Here is a 21,940-nt window from a genome sequence, read left to right as displayed (position 1 = left end):
GTCGCTAGTTCGTGGTGTTCTCGGCGGCCAGGCGCAGCAGACTCTCGCCGTCCAACTCGTCGATCGAGATCTCATCGTCGGACGTGGTGTTCTGCGCGACCTCGCCGTCCTCACCAGCGAGTTGCAGCAGCAGGTCCAGGAGACCCGCCTTCCGCAGGCGGCTGACCGGGATGGTCGCCAGGGTCTCTCCGAGACGGGCGTCCGTATCCCCGGACGGCTCCGCCGCCAGGATGTCGGGGCGCAGCTCCGACCGGAGGTGGCCGGCCACGGTGTCCGGTGTGGGGTAGTCGAACACCAGCGTGGCCGGCAGCCGCAGACCGGTAACCGTGTTGAGCCGGTTACGCAGGTCGACAGCGGTCATCGAGTCGAAGCCCAGTTCCTGGAAGGCGGAAGTGGCCTGTATCGACTCCGGGGTGGCATGCCCCAGAACTGTCGCCGTGTGAGTGGTGACCACCTGCGCCAACACAGCATGGGCATCGGCAGCCGACAGCCCGGCCAGACGCTGCCGCAACGCCGCACCCGCCGCCTCGCCGTCCCGCTCAGTGGCGAGACTCCTACGGCGGACCGGGCCACGCACCAAGCCGCGCAACAGCCCCGACAACGGCTGGCCGGAACGCACCCCGGCCGGATCCCACCGCATCCCCGCCACGAACGACCGCCCCGACCGTACGGCACGGTCCAGCAGCACCATTCCTTCCTCCGCCGTCAGCGGCACAACTCCCGTCGCGCTGATCCGGCGGCGGTCGGTCTGCGACAGTTGCCCGGTCAACGCGCTGGCCGGCGCCCACATGCCCCACGCCACCGACACGGCTGCCTCGCCACGGGCGGCACGCTGTTGGGCTATCGCGTCCAGCACGGAGTTCGCCGCCGCGTACCCCGCCTGTCCAGCCGCACCCAGCACACCCGACGTGGACGAGAACAGGACGAACGCGGCCAGGTCCAGCCCGGCGGTCGCCTCGTGCAGGTACCACGCCGCGTCCGCCTTCGGGCGCATCACGGCATCGACCCGCGCCGGCGTCAACGACGTCACCATCCCGTCGTCCACCACACCCGCCGTATGCACCACCGCCGTCAACGGATGCTCATCCGGGATCGCATCGAGCACAGCCGTCAGCGCCGCCCGATCCGATACATCGCACGCCACCACCCGCACCTGGGCGTCCAGTCCGGTCAGTTCCTCGACCAATTCCCGCGCGCCCGGCGCGGCCGTCCCCTGCCGCGACACCAGCAGCAGATGCCGTACTCCGTGACGCTCCACCCAATCCCGCGCCACCAACCCACCCAGCGTCCCGGTCCCACCCGTGATCAGCACCGTGCCCTCGGGATCCACCGGTCGTGCCTCCGGCGCCTCGCCCACGCTCGCCGGCGCCAGCCGGGGGGTGTACGCCTGCCCGGTCCGTACGGCCAGTTCGAACCCGTCCTCGTCATCGGCCGTTCCGTTCAGTACGGCGGGCAGGCACTGCCAGGATTCGGCACTGCCGTCCACGTCGACCAGGCCGAACCGGCCCGGGTGTTCCGACCTCGCCGACCGGACCAACCCCTGTACTCCGGCCCCGGCCACGTCCTCCACACGGTCACCCGTCCCCGTGGACACCGCGTTCCTGGTCACCACCACCAGCCGTGTGTCACCGCGCTCATCAGCCAGCCACTGCTGCACCAACTCCAGCACCCGGCACACCTCAGAACGTGCCGCCGCGACCACGTCACCGCCGTCCGCACCGGCGCCCGTCGGCAGGAAAACCAGATCCGCGTCCTGGCACTCGGACAGCTCCGGATACCAGGCAACTCCCAGCATCTTCGCCAGATCCTGACCACCGGCGCCCGCCACCACACACCGGGGCAACGAACCCCCGCTCTCAGGCTTGACGATCCAGTCCACGCTGAACAGGTTGTCCTGGCCAGACCCGGACTCCAGCAGTTCCGCCCGCACCGATCGCAGTGTCAGCGAGTCCACAGACAGGACCGGGGCGCCGGTGTCATCAGCCGCGTTCAGGCGGAGCGCGCCGTCGCCGATCACCGACAGCTGTACGCGCAGTGACCGTGCGCCCGACGCATGCAGGGACACACCACTCCACGCGAACGGGAGCCCGCCCTCGACATCACCAGGCAGGAATACGGCGGCGTGCAAGGCGGCGTCGAACAGTGCCGGGTGGATCCCGAACTCGCCCGCCCGATCGGCCACTTCGCCGGGCAGCCGCACTTCGGCGAAGACCTCCTCGCCTCGCCGCCATACCGCCCGCAGTCCCTGGAAGGCCGGGCCGTATCCGTAACCCGCCTCGGCCAGGCCGTCGTAGAGGCCGTCCACCGGTACCGGTTCCGCTCCCGCAGGCGGCCATGCCACGTCCTGCCACACCGGCGCGGGAACGCCTGCCGCAGCCAGTGTTCCGCTGGCGTGCTGTGTCCAGACCGCTTCCGCAGCCGTCTCCTCCGGCCGGGAGTACACGCTCACCGCGCGACGGCCCAACTCCGCCGGCGCCCCGACCACCACCTGCACCTGCACAGCCCCACGCTCGGGCAACACCAACGGCCGCTCCAGCGCCAGATCCTCCAGAACACCACACCCGACCTCGTCACCGGCCCGTACCAGCAGTTCCACGAACGCGGTGCCCGGCACGATCACCACACCCCGTACTGCGTGGTCGGCCAGCCAGTCGTGTGAGGCCAGGGACAGACGGCTGGTGAACACCACACCCTCACCACCAGCCAGCTCCACCGCCGCACCCAGCAACGGGTGGCCCACCGACACCAGTCCGGCGCTCCGTACGTCGCCGGCCACAGCCCGGGAACGCGGCCAGTACCGCTCACGCTGGAACGCATACGTCGGCAGTTCGACCGCCGAACCCCGGCCCACTATCGCGGACCAGTTCACCGGGACGCTGTGGGTGTGGAGCGTGGACAGTGCGGTCATCGCGGTGTGGACCTCAGGCCGGTCCCGACGCTGGGCCGCGACGAACAGCCCGTCCACCGCACCCGACCCCAGCCCGCTCAGCACACCGTCCGGACCGACCTCCACGAAACGCGTCACACCCTGAACACCCAGTTCGGTCAGCATGTCGGCGTACCGCACCGGTTCACGCACCTGCCGCACCCAGTACTGCGGGCTGCACACCTGAGCAGCCGGGACCGTCATCCCCACCGACGGCTCGTTGAACTCCACCTGCCCGAGCACGTCCGCGAACGCATCGAGCATCGGATCCATCAAGGGCGAGTGGAAGGCGTGGCTGACCCGCAAGCGCCGTACCTTCCGGCCCCGACCGCTCCAGAGCTCGCCCATCGCCCCGACCACCCCGGCATCACCGGACAGCACCACGGAACGGGCGGCGTTGACCGCCGCGATGGCAGCCCGCTCGCCCCATCCGGCGACCTCACCCGCCGCCGAGGCGATCTCCGCCTCGGTGGCCTCCACCGCCAGCATGACTCCCTCAGCGGGCAACGCCTGCATCAGCCCCGCCCGCGCCGCCACCACCCGGCATGCGTCCGACAACGACCACACACCCGCCACATACGCAGCCGCCAACTCCCCGACTGAATGTCCCACTACGAAATCCGGTGCCACACCCCACGACGACAGCAGCCGGAACATGGCGACCTCGAACGCGAACAACGCCGGCTGCGCCCACCCCGTTTCTGTCAGGCGATGCTCATCCGCACCGAAGACGACCTCCTCCAACGAACCCGGCAACAGCCCGGCGAAGCCGTCGCACACCTCCCCGAACGCCTCCGCGAACACCGGGAACTCCGCGACCAGTTCCCGGCCCATCCCCAGACGCTGCGCACCCTGACCCGTGAACAAGAACGCCGTCCGACCACCCGAACCAGCCACCCCCGTCACCACACCGGCACCCGGCTCCCCCGCCGCAAGTCCGGTCAGCCCCGCGATCAGCTCGTCCCGGCCGGTGCCCAGGACGACCGCCCGATGCCCCAAGCTCGCCCGGGTTGACACCAACGCCGCACCGACCTCCACCGGGTCGAGTCCCGGATCAGCTTCCACGTGCGCCGCAAGCCGCCACGCCTGCTCCCGCAACGCCAACTCCGACCTCGCCGACAACACCCACGGCACCACCGACGGAACCACCACCGCATCGGAGGCCGGTTCAAGCTCAGGGGCCTGTTCGAGGATGACGTGGGCGTTAGTGCCGCTGATCCCGAACGAGGACACTCCCGCCCTCCACGGCCGGTCCACCACCGGCCACTGTTGTTGCTCCGTCAGCAACTCCACCGCACCCGCCGACCAGTCCACCTCAGGAGTCGGCTCATCCACATGCAGGGTGGGGGGCAGTTGCCCGTACCGCATCGCCAGCACCATCTTGATCACACCGGCGACACCGGCAGCCGCCTGCGTGTGACCGATGTTGGACTTCAGCGATCCCAGCCACAGCGGACGATCCGCCGGGCGACCCTGCCCATAGGTCTCCAGCAGGGCCTGGGCCTCGATCGGGTCCCCCAGCCGGGTGCCGGTGCCGTGCGCCTCGACCACGTCCACCTCAGCGGCGGTCACACCGGCGCTGGCCAACGCCTGACGGATCACGCGCTGCTGGGAGGGACCGTTCGGCGCGGTCAACCCGTTCGACGCACCGTCCTGGTTCATCGCCGAACCCCGTACCACCGCCAGCACCCGATGACCGTTACGCCGGGCATCAGACAACCGCTCCACCGCCAACAACCCGGCGCCTTCCGCGAGTCCGACCCCATCAGCGGTCACGGAGAACGCCTTGCAACGGCCATCGCTCGCCAGTCCGCCCTGCATGGCGAACCCGGCAAAGACCCCTGGTGTGGCCATCACCGTCACACCACCGGCCAATGCGAGGTCACACTCGCCGGACCGCAGTGCCTGGGCCGCGAGGTGCAGTGCCACCAGCGACGACGAGCACGCCGTGTCCACCGTCACCGCCGGCCCTTCCAACCCCAGCACGTACGCGATCCGGCCCGACAGCACGCTGCTCGCGCCGCCGGTCAGCGTGTAGCCCTCGGCGTCACCCGCAGTGCCCCCGACAGTGTCGTATCCCGAACCTGTCCCGCCCATGAATACGCCGGTCTTGCTGCCCTTCAGCGCGTTCGGGTCGATCCCGGTCCGCTCCAACGCCTCCCACGCCGTCTCCAGCAACAACCGCTGCTGCGGATCCATCGCCAACGCCTCACGCGGCGAGATCCCGAAGAACCCCGCGTCGAACTCCGCCGCCTCATGGAGGAAACCGCCCATCTGGGCGAAACCGTCGCCGGTCAGGTCCCAGCCGCGTTGTGTCGGGAACGCCGAGGTGGCGTCGATGCCGCCTGTGAGCAGGGTCCACAGTTGTTCGGGGCTCTCGACTCCGCCGGGGAAGCGGCAGCCCATTCCGACGATGGCGATCGGCTCGTCCACCGTCGCCGTGGTCACCGGCGTCACCGACACGGCCTCGACCGTGTCGGTCAACCGCTGGCGCAGGTGGGTGGCCAGGCGCGAGGCGGTCGGGTGGTCGAACGCCAGCGTCGCGGGGAGCCGTAGACCTGTCGCCGTCGCCAGCCGGTTGCGCAGTTCCACCGTCGTCAACGAGTCGAAGCCCATGTCTCGGAACGCCTTGTCCGGCTCGATGTCCTGTGCAGAGGCATGCCCGAGAACCGGGGCGACGTGGCCACGCACCAGATCGAGAAGCAGCCGTTGCTGGTCATCGGCGGTCAGGCCGGCCAGCCGCCCGGCCAGACCGGAACCGTCCTGGACGCCCGCGCGGGCAACCGGCCGGGCCCGCCCACCGGCACTCACCAGGCCCCGCAACAGCGGCAGCACCGGCTCGTTGTGTCGTGACAGTTCGAGCCCGACCGGAGCCAGGTGCGCTTCCGGGCGTCGGCAGGCCAGGTCGAACAACGCCAGCCCTTCCGCCGCCGGCATCGCGCGCACCCCGGCCCGGCCGAACCGGACGAGGTCGGTCTGGCCCAGACGCCCCATCATTCCGCCGGCATCGCCCCACAGTCCCCAGGCCAGCGATACGACGGGCTCGCCGCGGGCGGCACACTGTTGAGCCATCGCGTCCAGGACGGAGTTCGCCGCTGCGTACCCTGCCACTCCGGCCCCGCCGAACACGCCTGCCACAGAGGAGAAGAGGATGAATGTGGCTAGGTCCAGGCCGGCGGTCGCTTCGTGCAGGTACCAGGCCGCGTCCGCCTTCGGGCGCATGACGGTGTCGATGCGCTCCGGGGTCAGTGACGTGATCGTTCCGTCGTCCAGCACGGCCGCTGCGTGGATCACTGCGGTGAGCGGGTGCTGTTGCGGTACCCCGGCGACCAGTTCGGCGACAGCGTTCCGGTCCGACACGTCGCACGCCACCACCCGCACCTCGGCGCCCAGCCCGGTCAACTCCTCGACCAGCTCCCGCGCGCCCGGTGCGGTGATCCCCTGTCGGGATACGAGGGTCAGGTGTCGTATCCCGTGCCGGTCGATCAGGTGCCGTGCCAGCAGGCCTCCCAGACCGCCGGTCCCGCCCGTGATCAACACCGTGCGGTCGGGGTCCAGTTGCTGCGGCACGGTCAGTACGATCTTGCCCACGTGCCGGGCCTGCGCCATGTAGCGGAAGGCGTCACGGCTCTGCCGTACGTCCCATGTCCTGGTGGGCAGGGGGGACAGCACGCCGGACTCGAACAACTCCGCCAGTTCGGCCAGCATGCCTCCCACCATGTCCGGACTGAAGTCGGTCAGATCGATCGCCTGGTAGTTCACTTCGGGGTGCGTGGTGGCTATCGCGTCCGTGTCACGGAGGTCGGTCTTGCCCAGCTCGACGAACCGGCCGCCGTCGCGCAGGACGTTCAGGGACGCGTCGATGAACTCGCCCGCCAGGCTGTTGAGGACCACGTCCATCCCTGTGAACCGGTCGGCGAACTCCGTGGTCCTCGACGACGCGATGTGATCCCGCGCCACCCCCAGACCGCACACCGTGTCCTGCTTGCCCGGACTCGCGGTCGCAAAGACCTCCGCGCCCCACAACCGGGCCAGCTGCACCGCCGCCATCCCCACACCACCGGCCGCCGCATGCACCAACACCCGCTGCCCCGCCGTCAGACGACCCGTCTCCCGCAACCCGTGCAACGCCGTCAGGAACACCACCGGCACCCCGGCCGCCTGCACGAACGACCACCCCTGCGGGAACGGCACGATCAGCCGTGCATCCGCCACCACCACCGGGCCGAACCCGCCGACCGCCATCCCCATCACCCGGTCCCCCGGGAGGAAACCGGTCACACCCGGACCCGCCTCCTGAGGGGTCTCACGTTTTCCGGACAGGCTTCTGACTGTCTATTTCACGCGGCGATTCGCAACTTCTCGTACTCGGCGTGGACTTCACGCGGCGGGCGGTAACCCACTGCCGAGTGGAGGCGTTTGTGATTGTACCAGAATTCGATGTAGCGAGTGATGTCCTGCCTGGCGGCCTCGCGGGTCAGGTAAGTCACCCTGGATACGCGCTCGTTCTTCAGGGCACCGAAGAATGATTCGGCCATGGCGTTGTCGAAACAGATCCCGGTGCGGCCTGCAGATCTGCGGAGCCCGAAGTGTTCCAGAGTCCTCCCGAACTCGGCTGACATGTAGTTACTTCCGCGATCCGAGTGAAATATCGCGCTGGTCGAGAGGTTCCTGTTCCGTGCCGCGTTATGGATCGCTCTGGATATCAGTGGGGTTTGGTAATGGTCGTCCATCGCGTAGCCGATGACTTCCTTCGTGCAGCAGTCGATGACTGTTGCGAGGTACAGCCAGCCTTCCCCGGTCTGGATATAGGTGATGTCGCCGACGAGCTTTTCGCCTGGCGCGTCCGCGGTGAAGTCGCGGCCGACGAGGTCCGGCACCCGGCCGGCCGCAGCCTGCGTGAGGCTGAACCTCTTCGGGCGTGGCTGGCAGGGAACCAGGCCCAGTTCGCGCATGAGCCGGCGGACCAGCTCCGCGCCCGCGGCGACGCCCCAGCGGTGCAGCTGGGCCTGGATGCGCCGGTGCCCGTAGGTGCTGTCGGACATGTCGAAGGCTTTCCGGATGAGCAGTTTCAGTTCTTCGCGCCGCTGGGTTGTCGCGGATTCCGGGCGGGATCGCCAGTCGTAGTAGCCGGATCTGGAGACGCCGAGTCGGCCGCACATGAACTCGACGCTGTATGCGTACTTCCCGGTGTCGAGTCGCATCTCGTCGATGAACTCGTACTTGCTTGCTACCGGGGATCCTTCGCGAAGTACGCAGCGCATTTTTTCAGGAAGGAGTTTTCCATCTCCAGTTCACGGTTGCGTCGTTCGAGTTCCTTCAGGCGTGCACGGTCGCTCACCGTCAGTTCCGCATCGGGTGCCGGTTCGTGCTGCCTCTGGTGCTTCTTCACCCAGTCGCGCAGCGTCTCCGAGTTCACCTCAAGCTCCCGGGCGACTTCGGAGATCGTCTTGCTTGACCTCAACGCGATCTGGACGGCTTCCTCGCGGAACTCCGGCGAGTATTTACTGGGTGGCGCCACTTCTTCCTCGTCTCCTTGTTCAGGACAACACTATTGGGTGCCTGTCCGGAAACTTCGTGGCCCCTCATCCAGCACCACGCCAGCGACCTCAGCACCCAGCACCGGTACCTCACCCGGATACATATTCAGCACATCGCGGAAGTTCAGCCCCGCCGCACGCACCCCGATCCGGACCTGCCCAGCTTCCAATGGCACCTCAGCCTCGGGAGACGGCACGATCACCAGATCGTCCACACTGCCCTGGCCCGCCATCCCCAGCCGCCACGCCTCCACACCCTCCGGCGCAGCCAGCACCTCGCGGGTACGCGTCGGCGTCAGCCGGGGGGTGTATGCCTGCCCAGCCCGTACGGCCAGTTCGAACCCGTCCTCGTCATCGGCCGTTCCGTTCAGTACGGCGGGCAGGCACTGCCAGGACTCGGCACTGCCGTCCACGTCCACCAGACCGAACCGGCCTGGGTGCTCCGACCGCGCCGACCGGACCAACCCCTGCACCCCGGCACCGGCCACGTCCTCCACCCGGTCACCCGTCCCCGTGGACACCGCACCCCGGGTCACCACCACCAACCGCGTATCACCACGCTCATCAGCCAGCCACTGCTGCACCAACCCCAGCACCCGGCACACCTCAGAACGCGCCGCCGCGACCACGTCACCGCCGTCCGCACCGGCGCCCGTCGGCAGGAGAACCAGATCCGCGTCCTGGCACTCGGACAACTCCGAATGCCAGGGAACCCCCAACATCGCCGCCAGATCCTGACCGCCCGCGCCCGCCACCACACACCGGGGCAACGAACCCCCGCTCTCAGGCTTGACGATCCAGTCCACGCTGAACAGGTTGTCCTGGCCAGACCCAGGTGAACTCAGCTGACCCTGCGGCGCCGGTCGTACCACCAACGAGTCCACCGAGACCACCGGGGCGCCGGTGTCATCAGCCGCGTTCAGGCAGAGCCCGCCGTCCCCGGCCACCGACAGGCGTACGCGCAGTGACTGTGCGCCCGATGCGTGCAGCGACACCCCGCTCCAGGAGAACGGGAGTCCGCCTTCGCCTCCGGCGGGCAGGAACGCGGCGGCGTGCAGGGCGGCGTCGAACAGTGCCGGATGGATCCCGAACTCGCCCGCGCTATCGGCCACTTCGTCAGGCAGCCGCACTTCAGCGAAGACCTCCTCACCTCGCCGCCATGCCGCCCGCAGTCCCTGGAAGGACGGCCCGTATCCGTAGCCGGCCTCGGCCAGGCCGTTGTAGAGGTCGTCCACCGGTACCGGTTCCGCTCCCGCAGGGGGCCACACCGTCAGCTCCGCACCCGACGGCATCGTCTGCTCGGAGGTCAGTGTTCCGCTGGCGTGCCGGGTCCAGCCCGCTTCCGTGCCCGTCTCTTCCAGCCGGGAGTACACACTCACCGCGCGACGGCCCGACTCCGCCGGTGCCTCGACCACCACCTGCACCTGCACAGCCTCGCGCTCGGACAACACCAACGGCCGCTCCAGCGCCAAGTCCTCCAGAACACCGCACCCGACCTCGTCACCGGCCCGCACCACCAGCTCCACGAACGCGGTGCCGGCCAGCAACACCACACCCCGTGCCGTGTGATCCGCCAGCCAAGCGTGCGAGGTGAGAGACAGACGGCTGGTGAACACCACACCCTCACCACCCGCCAACTCCACCGCCGCACCCAGCAACGGGTGGCCCACCGACGTCAACCCGGCGCCCCGCACGTCTCCGGCCACAGCCCGGGGACGCGGCCAGTACCGCTCACGCTGGAACGCATACGTCGGCAGCTCCACCACCGACCCCCGGCCCACTATCTCGGACCAGTCCACCGGGACACCGCGGGTGTGCAACCGGGCCGCAGCAGCCAGCAGTTGCTCAAGTTCGTTCTCACCCCGGCGCAGGGTCCCCGTCACCACCGCCGACGGGTGGGACTCGAACAGCGTCTCTTCCAGGCTGGGGGTCAGCACCGGGTGGGGGCTGACTTCTACGAACGTCCCGTGGCCGGCCGCAGCCAGCGCGCGGGTCGTATCCGCCAGCCGCACCGTCTCCCGCAGATTGCGATACCAGTAGCCCGCGTCCAGGTCACGGGTGTCAGTCAGCTCACCCGTCACCGTGGAGTAGAACGCGACCGTGCCCTCCACCGGCACGATGTCTGCCAGAGCCTCGACCAGCTCCGCCCTGATCTCCTCCACGTGCGCGGAGTGCGACGCGTAGTCCACCTCGATCTTGCGGGCCCGGAAGTTCTCCTCCCCGCCCGCGACGACCAGTTGGGCCAGTGCTTCGGGGTCGCCGGAGACCACCACCGACGAAGGCCCGTTGACCGCCGCGACCGACAACCGTCCTTCCCACCGGGCGATCAACGACTCGGCCTCGGCCCGGGGCAGCCCGACCGACACCATTCCGCCCCGCCCGGCCAGGGACCCGGCGATCATCCGGCTGCGCACCGCGCTGATCCTGGCGGCGTCCGCCAGCGACAGTCCGCCCGCCACGCAGGCCGCCGCGATCTCACCCTGCGAGTGCCCCATCACCGCGGCGGGTGTCACGCCGAGCGACTGCCACACCTGCGCCAACGACACCATCACCGCCCACAGCACCGGCTGCACCACATCGACCCGCCCCAACGCCTCCTCATCCCCCAACACCTCCAGCAGGTTCCACTCCACGAACGGCGCCAGCGCCTGAGCACACTCCGCCATCCGCTCCGCGAACACCGGCGAGGACACCAGCAGACCCTGCGCCATACCGACCCACTGCGAACCCTGACCAGGGAACACAAACACCACACCCTGCTCACCGGCCACGCTCTGACCGGCCCTGCCGGTCACCACACCGGCACCCGGCTCCCCGGACGCAAGCCCAGCCAGCCCGGCGATCAGCTCATCACGGCCGGCGCCCAGGACCACCGCCCGGTGCTCCAGCTCCGCCCGGGTCGACACCAACGCCGCACCCACACCCACCGAATCCAGCCCCGGATCAGCTTCCACGTGCGCCGCAAGCCGTCGCGCCTGCTCCCGCAACGCCGACTCCGACCTGCCCGACAACACCCACGGCACCACCGACGGAACCGCCACCGCGTCGGCGGCCGGTTCAAGCTCAGGGGCTTGTTCCAGGATGACGTGGGCGTTGGTACCGCTGATCCCGAACGAGGACACTCCTGCGCGCCACGGCCGGTCGACCACCGGCCACGGTTGTTGTTCGGTCAGCAACTCCACTGCGCCCGCCGACCAGTCCACCTCCGGCGTCGGCTCGTCCACATGCAGGGTGGGAGGCAGTTGCCCATGCCGCATCGCCAGCACCATCTTGATCACACCGGCGACACCGGCGGCGGCCAGCGTGTGACCAATGTTGGATTTGACCGATCCCAGCCACAGCGGACGACCCTCCGGCCGGTCCTGCCCATAAGTCGCCAGCAGCGCCTGGGCCTCGATCGGGTCCCCCAACCGAGTACCGGTGCCGTGCGCCTCCACCACGTCCACCTCGGCGGCGGTCACACCGGCACTGGCCAACGCCTGCCGAATCACCCGCTGCTGGGAGGGACCGTTCGGCGCCGCCAACCCGTTCGACGCACCGTCCTGGTTGATCGCCGAACCCCGCACCACCGCCAACACCTGGTGCCCATTACGCCGGGCATCCGACAACCGCTCCACCACCAACAACCCAACACCCTCACCCCACCCGGTGCCATCGGCCGACGCGGCGAACGCCTTGCAGCGACCATCCCCCGCCAACCCACCCTGAACAGCGAACTCGGCAAAGATCCCCGGCGTGGCCATCACTGCCACACCACCGGCCAGCGCCAGATCACACTCCCCCGACCTCAACGCCTGCGCGGCCCAGTGCAACGCCACCAGCGACGACGAACACGCCGTGTCCACCGTCACGGCGGGCCCTTCCAATCCCAACGTGTACGCGATCCGGCCCGACAGCACGCTGCCCGCACCACCGGTCAGCATGTAGCCCTCGGCGTCACCCGAGGCACCCCCGACCGTGTCGTATCCCGAACCTGTCCCGCCCACGAACACGCCAGTCCTGCTGCCCTTCAGCGTGTTCGGGTCGATCCCGGTCCGCTCCAGCGCTTCCCAGGCCGTCTCCAGCAACAACCGCTGCTGCGGATCCATCGCCAACGCCTCACGCGGCGAAATCCCGAAGAACCCCGCATCGAACTCCGCCGCCTCATAGAGGAACCCACCCACCCGGGCAAACCCGTCACCGACCAGATCCCAGCCACGCTGCGTCGGAAACGCCGAGACCGCGTCAACACCACCCGCGAGCAAGGCCCACAACTGTTCAGGGCTCTCCACTCCGCCGGGGAAGCGGCAGCCCATTCCGACGATGGCGATCGGCTCGTCCACCGCCACCGTGGTCACCGGCATCACCGACACGGCCTCGACCGTGCCCAGCAGCTCCGAACCCAGATGCTCGGCCAGCACGGCAGGGGTCGGGTAGTCGAAGACAAGGCTCGCGGGCAGCACAAGACCGGTGGCCGAGGCGAGCTTGTTCCGCAGCTCCACCGCCGTCAGCGAATCAAAACCGACATCGCGGAAAGCCCGTCCCTGCGGCAGGGCGTCAGCGTTGTCGAAACCGAGAGTGATGGCTGCTTCCCGCCGGACCAGGTCGAGCAGCGCCCGCGTACGTTCCCTCTCTCCCAGCCCGGCCAGCCTGCTCCGCAACGCCGACTCACCAACAGACCCCGCACCCGGCAGGGCAAGTGCCTTGCGCACCTCCGGAATACCCGAGAGCAGCGCACTCGGGCGCTCGACGGTGAAACTCGGCGCGAACGTCTCCCAGTCCGTGTTCGTCACGGTGAGGGTGACCGAACCGTCGCCCACCGCCCTCTCCAGAGCCGCCATCGCCAGCCCCGGCTCCATCGCCAGCACGCCACGCCGCCGATACCCCTCCACAAACTCAGCACCGGCCGCACCCATGCCCGGCCCTGCCCACAACCCCCAGGCAATCGAGGTCGCGGCAAGCCCCGCACCATGCCGGTAACCCGCCAGCCCGTCCAGGAAGGCATTCGCCGCCGCATACGCCGCCTGCCCCCCAGCACCCCAACTCGCCGCACCCGAAGAGAACAACACGAACGCCTCAAGGCCCAACCCGGCAGTCAGCTCATGCAGATGCCACGCCGACACCATCTTCGCCCGCAACACCCCATCCAACCGCCCAAGCTCCAACTCCCCCACCGGCACATGCCCATCACCGATCCCGGCGGCGTGCACGACGGCGGTCAGCGGGCAATCCGCCGGCACCCTCGCCAGCACCCCCGCCAACGCCTCCCGATCAGCGACGTCACACGCCTCCACCGTCACCCGCGCACCCTGCGCTATGAGTTCCTCACGCAGGCCGGACACGCCGTCAGCCTGCTCACCCCGGCGGCTGACCAGTACGACATGCTCAGCGCCACGGGCCACGGCCCACCGCGCCACATGACCACCCAGACCCCCGGTCCCGCCCGTGATCAGCACCGAGCCATTCAGCCGTGCCTCAGCACCCGCTGCGCCGCTGCTTCCGGCCCGGACCAGACGACGCCCATACACACCCGACTCCCGCACCGCAACCTGATCCTCATCACCCGTCAACACCCGCCGCAACAACCCACCGATCCGCTCATCGACCGCGACCGGCAGATCCACCAGCCCACCCCACCGAACCGGCAGATCCAGTGCGGCAGACCGCCCCAAACCCCACAACGCCGTCTGCACCGGACTACCCACCGGATCAGCAGACCCCACCGACACCGCACCCCGCGTCACACACCACACCCGCGCCGTGATCCCGCAATCACCCAACGCCTGCACCAACCCCACCGTCCCCGCCAGACCCACCGGCGTGGCACCGAACCCAGGACACGCCTGTTCGGCCACACCCAGCAACGACACCACCCCAGCCAGCTCGGGCAGATCCGCCAGCACCGCCGCAAGCACCGTACGATCCGCGTCCCCAGCCACCTCCAACCGCACCACCCCAACACCCAACGCCCCCACCACCGAAGCAACCCACGCATCCTCACCCCACCCCACAGGCACCACCACCAGCCAACTACCCGGCAACGCACCCCCAGGCGCCCCGGGCAGCAGCTTCCAGCTCTCCGCGAACCGCCACCCCTCAACCGCAAACCGGGACCGCCGACGCTCACGCCACGCCGCCAACGCCGGCACCACCTCAGCCAAAGCCTGCTCGCCGACCCCCAACTCAGCCGACAACAACCCCGCATCCGCCCCCTCCACCACGGACCACAACTCATCGTCCGCCCCCGCCACCACCGGCCCGGCCACCGCCTCCGGCCAGTACCGCTCACGCTGGAACGCATACGTCGGCAGTTCGACCGCCGAACCCCGGCCCACTATCGCGGGCCAGTCCACCGGGACGCCGTGGGTGTGGAGCGTGGACAGTGCGGTCATCGCGGTGTGGACCTCGGGCCGGTCCCGACGCTGGGCCGCGACGAACACCCCGTCCACCGCACCCGACCCCAGCCCGCTCAGCACACCGTCCGGGCCCACCTCCACGAACCGCGTCACGCCCTGAGTACTCAGCTCCGTCAGCATGTCGGCGTACCGCACCGGCTCACGCACCTGCCGCACCCAGTACTGCGGGCTGCACACCTGAGCAGCCGGGACCGTCATCCCCACCGACGGCTCGTTGAACTCCACCCCACCCAGCACATCCGCGAACGCACCGAGCATCGGATCCATCAAGGGCGAATGGAAGGCGTGGCTGACCCGCAGACGCCGCACCTTCCTGCCCCGACCGCTCCACAGCTCGCCCATCGCCCCGACCACTGCGGCATCACCGGACAGCACCACCGAACGGGCCGCGTTCACCGCCGCAATGGCAGCCCGCTCACCCCATCCGGCGACCTCACCTGCCACCGAGGTGATCTCGGCCTCGCTCGCCTCCACCGCCAGCATGACCCCCTCAGCAGGCAACGCCTGCATCAACCCCGCCCGCGCCGCCACCACCCGGCACGCATCCGGCAACGACCACACACCCGCCACATACGCCGCCGCCAACTCCCCCACCGAATGCCCCACCACGAAATCCGGTGCCACACCCCAGGAACCCAGCAGCCGGAACATGGCGACCTCGAAAGCGAACAACGCCGGCTGCGCCCACCCCGTCTCCGTCAACCGATACTCATCCCCACCGAAGACAACCTCCTCCAACGAACCCGGCAACAGACCCTCAAACCCCGCGCTTATCTCCCCGAACGCCTCCGCGAACACCGGAAACTCAGCAGCCAGCTCCCGGCCCATCCCCACACGCTGCGCACCCTGACCCGTGAACAAGAACGCCGTACGACCACCCGCAACGGACACCCCGGTCAGCACCCCGGCACCCGGTTCTCCGGCAGCCAACCCGGCCAGCCCGGCAATCAGCTGCTCCCGATCGGCACCCAGGACGACCGCCCGGTGCCCCAAGTTCGCCCGGGTGGACACCAGTGCCGCACCGACGTCGACCGGGTCGAGTCCCGGATCAGCTTCCACGTGTGCCGCGAGCCGCCGCGCCTGCTCCCGCAACGCCGACTCCGACCGGGCCGACAACACCCACGGCACCACCGACGGAACCACCACCGGCTCCACCTCCATACCGGAGGCCGGTTCAAGTTCAGGGGCCTGTTCGAGGATGAGGTGGGCGTTGGTGCCGCTGACTCCGAACGAGGACACCCCCGCCCGCCACGGCCGGTCCACCACCGGCCACGACCGCTGCTCCGTCAGCAACTCCACCGCGCCGACCGACCAGTCGACCTCAGGCGTCGGCTCATCCACATGCAACGTCCGCGGCAACACACCCTGCTGCATCGCCAACACCATCTTGATCACACCAGCAACACCAGAGGCCGCCTGCGTGTGACCGATGTTGGACTTGACCGATCCCAGCCACAGCGGGCGATCCTCCGGCCGGTCCTGCCCGTAGGTCGCCAGCAGGGCCTGGGCCTCGATCGGGTCCCCCAACCGAGTACCGGTGCCGTGCGCCTCGACCACGTCCACCTCGGCCGCAGCCACACCGGCACTGGCCAACGCCTGACGAATCACCCGCTGCTGTGAGGGACCGTTCGGCGCCGACAACCCGTTCGACGCACCGTCCTGATTGATCGCCGAACCCCGCACCACCGCCAACACCTGGTGCCCGTTACGCCGGGCATCCGACAACCGCTCCACCACCAACAACCCAACACCCTCACCCCACCCGGTACCGTCGGCCGCCGCAGCAAAGGGCTTGCAACGGCCATCGGCCGCCAGCCCGCCCTGAATGGCGAACTCGGCAAAGCCCCGTGGTGTGGCCATCACGGTCACACCACCGGCCAGCGCCATCGAGCACTCGCCGGACCGCAACGCCTGGGCCGCAAGATGCAACGCCACCAACGACGACGAACACGCCGTGTCCACCGTCACCGCAGGCCCTTCCAACCCCAACGTGTACGCGATCCGGCCCGACAACACACTGCCCGCACCACCGGTCAGCATGTAGCCCTCGGCGTCACCCGAGGCACCCCCGACAGCCTCGTACCCCGAAACAGTCCCGCCCACGAACACCCCGGTCCTGCTGCCCTTCAGCACATCCGGGTCGATCCCAGCCCGCTCCAACGCCTCCCACGCCGTCTCCAGCAACAACCGCTGCTGCGGATCCATCGCCAACGCCTCACGCGGAGAAATCCCGAAGAACCCCGCATCGAACCCGGCCACATCCTCGACAAACCCACCCACCCGGGCAAAATCAGCGCCGGTCAGATCCCAGCCCCGATCACCAGGGAACTCACCCACCACATCAGCCGACGACGCCACCACATCCCACAACTGCTCCGGCGACGACACCCCACCCGGGAACCGGCACCCCATCCCGACAATGGCGATCGGCTCGTCCGGCTCAGCCTTCACCACAGCAGGAGCCACGACCTGCGCTTCCGAACCCAGCAACTCCGAACCCAGATGCTCAGCCAGCACCGCGGGCGTCGGGTAGTCGAAGACAAGACTCGCAGGCAGCACAAGACCCGTGGCCGAGGCGAGCTTGTTCCGCAGCTCCACCGCCGTCAGCGAATCAAAACCGACATCACGGAAAGCCCGCCCGTCCGGCAGGGCATCAGCATTGTCAAAACCAAGAGTGACCGCAGCTTCCCGCCGCACCAGATCGAGCAGCGCCCGCGCACGTTCCCTCTCTCCCAGCCCGGCCAGCCTGCGCCGCAACGCCGACTCACCACCAGGCTGGACACCCGACAGGGCGAGTGCCTTGCGCACCTCCGGAATACCCGAGAGCAGCGCACTCGGGCGCTCGACGGTGAAACTCGGCGCGAACGTCTCCCAGTCCGTGTTCGTCACGGTGAGGGTGACCGAACCGTCGCCCACCGCCCTCTCCAGAGCCGCCATCGCCAGCCCCGGCTCCATCGGGAACACACCGCGCCGCCGATACCCCTCCACAAACTCAGCACCGGCTGCACCCATGCCCGGCCCTGCCCACAACCCCCAGGCAATCGACGTCGCGGCAAGCCCCGCACCATGCCGATAACCCGCCAGCCCGTCCAGGAAGGCGTTCGCCGCCGCATACGCCGCCTGCCCCCCAGCCCCCCAACTCGCCGCACCCGAAGAGAACAACACGAACGCCTGGAGCTCCAGCCCCGCCGTCAGCTCGTGCAGATGCCACGCCGACACCATCTTCGCCCGCAACACCCCATCCAACCGCCCAAGCTCCAACTCCCCCACCGGCACATGCCCATCACCGATCCCGGCGGCGTGCAGCACTGCCGTCAACGGGAACTCGCCGGGGATCGCGCCGAGTACGGCCGCCAACGCCTCCCGATCCGCGACGTCACACGCCTCCACCGTCACCCGCGCGCCCAACGCTTCAAGTTCCTCACGCAGACCCACCGCACCCGGAGCCTCCAGACCTCGACGGCTCACCAGCACCACATGTTCAGCACCACGCGCCACAGCCCACCGCGCCACATGACCGCCCAGACCCCCGGTCCCACCCGTAATCAGCACCGAACCACTCAGCCGCACCCCAGCACCCGCCGCGCCGCCGCTTCCGGCCCGCACCAGACGACGCCCGTATACACCCGACTCCCGCACCGCGACCTGATCCTCATCACCCGTCAGCACCCGCCGCAACAACCCACCAGCTTGTTCGTCGAACACCACCGGCAGATCCACCAGCCCACCCCACCGAACCGGCAGATCCAGTGCGGCAGACCGCCCCAACCCCCACAACGCCGTCTGCACCGGACTACCCACCGGATCAGCAGACCCCACCGACACCGCACCCCGCGTCACACACCACACCCGCGCCGTGATCCCACAATCACCCAACGCCTGCACCAACCCCACCGTCCCCGCCAACCCCACCGGCGTAGCCCCGAACCCAGGACACGCCTGTTCGGCCACACCCAGCAACGACACCACCCCGGCCAGCTCGGGCAGATCCGCCAGCACCGCACGATCCGTGTCCCCGTCCACCTCCAGCCGCACCACCCCAGCACCCAACGCCCCGATCACCCCGGCAACCCATACGTCCTCACCCCACCCGACAGGCACCACCACCAGCCAACTACCCGGCAACACACCCCCAAGCGCCCCAGGCAACAGCTTCCAGCTCTCCGCAAACCGCCACCCCTCCACCCTGGACCCGGCCCGCCGACGCTCACGCCACACCGCCAACGCCGGCACCACCTCACCCAAAGCCCCCTCACCCACCCCCAACTCAGCCGACAACAACCCCACATCCGCCCCCTCCACCACCGACCACAACTCGTCATCCACCCCCGCCACCACAGACCCAGACACCGACTCCGGCCAATACCGCTCACGCTGAAACGCATACGTCGGCAGATCAATCGCCGAACCCCGGCCCACTATCTCGGCCCACTCCACCCGGACGCCACGGGTGTGCAACCGGGCCGCAGCAGCCAGCAGTTGTTCGGGTTCGTTCTCGCCCCGGCGCAGAGTCCCTGTCACCACTGCCGCCGGGTGGGACTCGAACAGGGTCTCTTCCAGGCTGGGGGTCAGCACCGGGTGGGGGCTGACTTCTACGAACGTCCCGTGGCCGGCTGCGGCCAGCGCGCGGGTCGTATCCGCCAGCCGCACCGTCTCCCGCAGATTGCGATACCAGTAGCCCGCATCCAGCTCACGGGTGTCGATCACCTCACCGGTCACCGTGGAGTAGAACGCGACCGCGCCTTCCACCGGCACGATGTCCGCCAGAGCCTCGACCAGCTCCGCCTCGATCTCCTCCACGTGCGCGGAATGCGACGCGTAGTCCACCTCGATCCTGCGGGCCCGGAAGTTCTCCGCTTCCCCCGCGACGACCAGTTCGGTCAGTGCTTCGGGGTCGCCGGACACCACCACCGACGAGGGTCCGTTGACCGCAGCGACCGACAACCGTCCTTCCCACCGGGCGATCAGCAACTCGGCCTCGGCCCGGGGCAGCCCGACCGACACCATTCCGCCCCGCCCCGCCAACGACCCGGCGATCATCCGGCTGCGCACCGCACTGATCCTGGCGGCGTCCGTCAACGACAGTCCGCCCGCCACGCAGGCCGCCGCGATCTCCCCCTGCGAATGCCCCACCACCGCGGCCGGTGTCACGCCCAGCGACTGCCACACCCGCGCCAACGACACCATCACCGCCCACAACACCGGCTGCACCACATCAACCCGCCCCAACGCACCCTCGTCCCCCAACACCTCCAGCAGATCCCACTCCACGAACGGCGCCAGCGCCCGAGCACACTCCGCCATCCGCTCCGCGAACACCGGCGAGGACACCAGCAGTCCCTGCGCCATGCCGACCCACTGCGAACCCTGACCAGGGAACACGAACACCACACCACGCCCACCAGCCACACTCTGACCAGCCACCACACCAGCACCCGGCTCTCCAGCCGCAAGCCCCGCCAGCCTGGCGATCAGCTCATCACGATCGGCGCCCAAGACCACCGCCCGGTGCTCCAGACTCGCCCGGGTCGACACCAACGCCGCACCCACGTCCACCGGGTCGAGTCCCGGATCAGCTTCCACATGCGCCGCAAGCCGTCGCGCCTGCTCCCGCAACGCCAACTCCGACCGCGCCGACAACACCCACGGAACCACCACCGGCGACACCACCGGAGCAACAACATCCACATCAGAGGCCGGTTCAACCTCCGGAGCCTGCTCCAGGATCACGTGAGCGTTGGTGCCACTGACCCCGAACGAGGACACCCCCGCCCTCCACGGCCGATCCACCACCGGCCACGACCGCTGCTCCGTCAGCAACTCCACCGCACCAGACGACCAGTCCACCTCCGGCGTCGGCTCATCCACATGCAGGGTGGGAGGCAACACACCCTGCTGCATCGCCAGCACCATCTTGATCACACCGGCGACACCGGCAGCCGCCAGCGTGTGACCAATGTTGGACTTGACCGACCCCAACCACAGCGGACGATCCTCCGGCCGACCCTGCCCATAAGTCTCCAGCAGGGCCTGGGCCTCGATCGGGTCCCCCAACCGAGTGCCCGTACCGTGCGCCTCGACCACGTCCACCTCTGCGGCGGTCACACCAGCACTGGCCAACGCCTGCCGAATCACCCGCTGCTGAGACGGACCATTCGGCGCAGTCAACCCGTTCGACGCACCGTCCTGATTGATCGCCGAACCCCGCACCACCGCCAGCACCCGATGACCATTACGCCGAGCATCAGACAACCGCTCCACCACCAACAACCCAGCACCCTCACCCCACCCAGTACCGTCAGCCGCCGCAGCGAACGCCTTGCAACGGCCATCCCCCGCCAACCCGCCATACGTGGCGAACCCACCAAAGATCCCCGACGTGGCCATCACCGCCACACCACCGGCCAGCGCCATCGAACACTCACCGGACCGCAGCGCCTGGGCCGCCAGATGCAGCGCCACCAACGACGACGAACACGCCGTGTCCACCGTCACCGCAGGCCCTTCCAACCCCAACGTGTACGCGATCCGCCCCGACAACACGCTGCTCGCGCCGCCGATCAACGTGTAGCCCTCGGCGTCGCCCGAGGCATCCCCGACGGTGTCGTACCCCGAAACTGCCCCGCCCACGAACACGCCGGTCTTGCTGCCCTTCAGCGCGTGCGGGTCGATCCCGGTCCGCTCCAGCGCCTCCCACGCCGTCTCCAGCAACAACCGCTGCTGCGGATCCATCGCCAACGCCTCACGCGGCGAAATCCCGAAGAACCCCGCGTCGAACTCCGCCGCGTCGTAAAGGAAACCGCCGTGCCGGGTGTAACTGGTGCCGTGGTGGTCGGGGTCCGAGTCGTCGAGGGTGTCCAGTGACCACCCACGGTCGTCAGGAAATTCGGAGATCGCGTCCACCCCGCCACTGACCAGCCGCCAGAGGTCCTCGGGCGAGGCCACCCCGCCGGGATAGCGGCATGCCATCCCGACCACGGCGATCGGCTCCGGTGTGGTCAGCTCGGCATTGCGGCGGCGGAGTCGCTCGGTCTCTTTTACCGACTCACGCAGCGCTTCGAGAAGCCTGTCCTGTGAAA

Annotated in this window: 1 protein-coding gene and 2 pseudogenes; all 3 read right to left on the bottom strand. The window is 69.1% G+C overall.

Features of this window, described 5'->3' with window-relative positions; translation table 11 throughout:
• Positions 1-4 precede the first annotated feature (4 nt).
• Positions 5-7,222, bottom strand: a pseudogene (locus J8M50_RS41845) (SDR family NAD(P)-dependent oxidoreductase); the annotation flags it as partial.
• Between the two features lie 44 nt (positions 7,223-7,266).
• Positions 7,267-8,447 (bottom strand): IS3 family transposase gene (locus tag J8M50_RS41840; protein WP_107116120.1). Its coding sequence is split into 2 segments (ribosomal slippage): positions 7,267-8,183 and positions 8,183-8,447, totalling 1,182 coding nucleotides; the frame shifts between segments, so codons are not numbered across the junction.
• A 57-nt stretch (positions 8,448-8,504) separates the two neighbouring features.
• Positions 8,505-21,926 (bottom strand): annotated as a pseudogene (locus tag J8M50_RS41835) (type I polyketide synthase); the annotation flags it as partial.
• Positions 21,927-21,940 lie beyond the last annotated feature (14 nt).

Origin of the sequence: Streptomyces acidiscabies (genome assembly GCF_020010905.1) — a bacterium.
GTDB classification, from domain to species: Bacteria; Actinomycetota; Actinomycetes; order Streptomycetales; family Streptomycetaceae; genus Streptomyces; species Streptomyces acidiscabies.
This window is presented reverse-complemented; position numbering and strand designations above follow the sequence as displayed.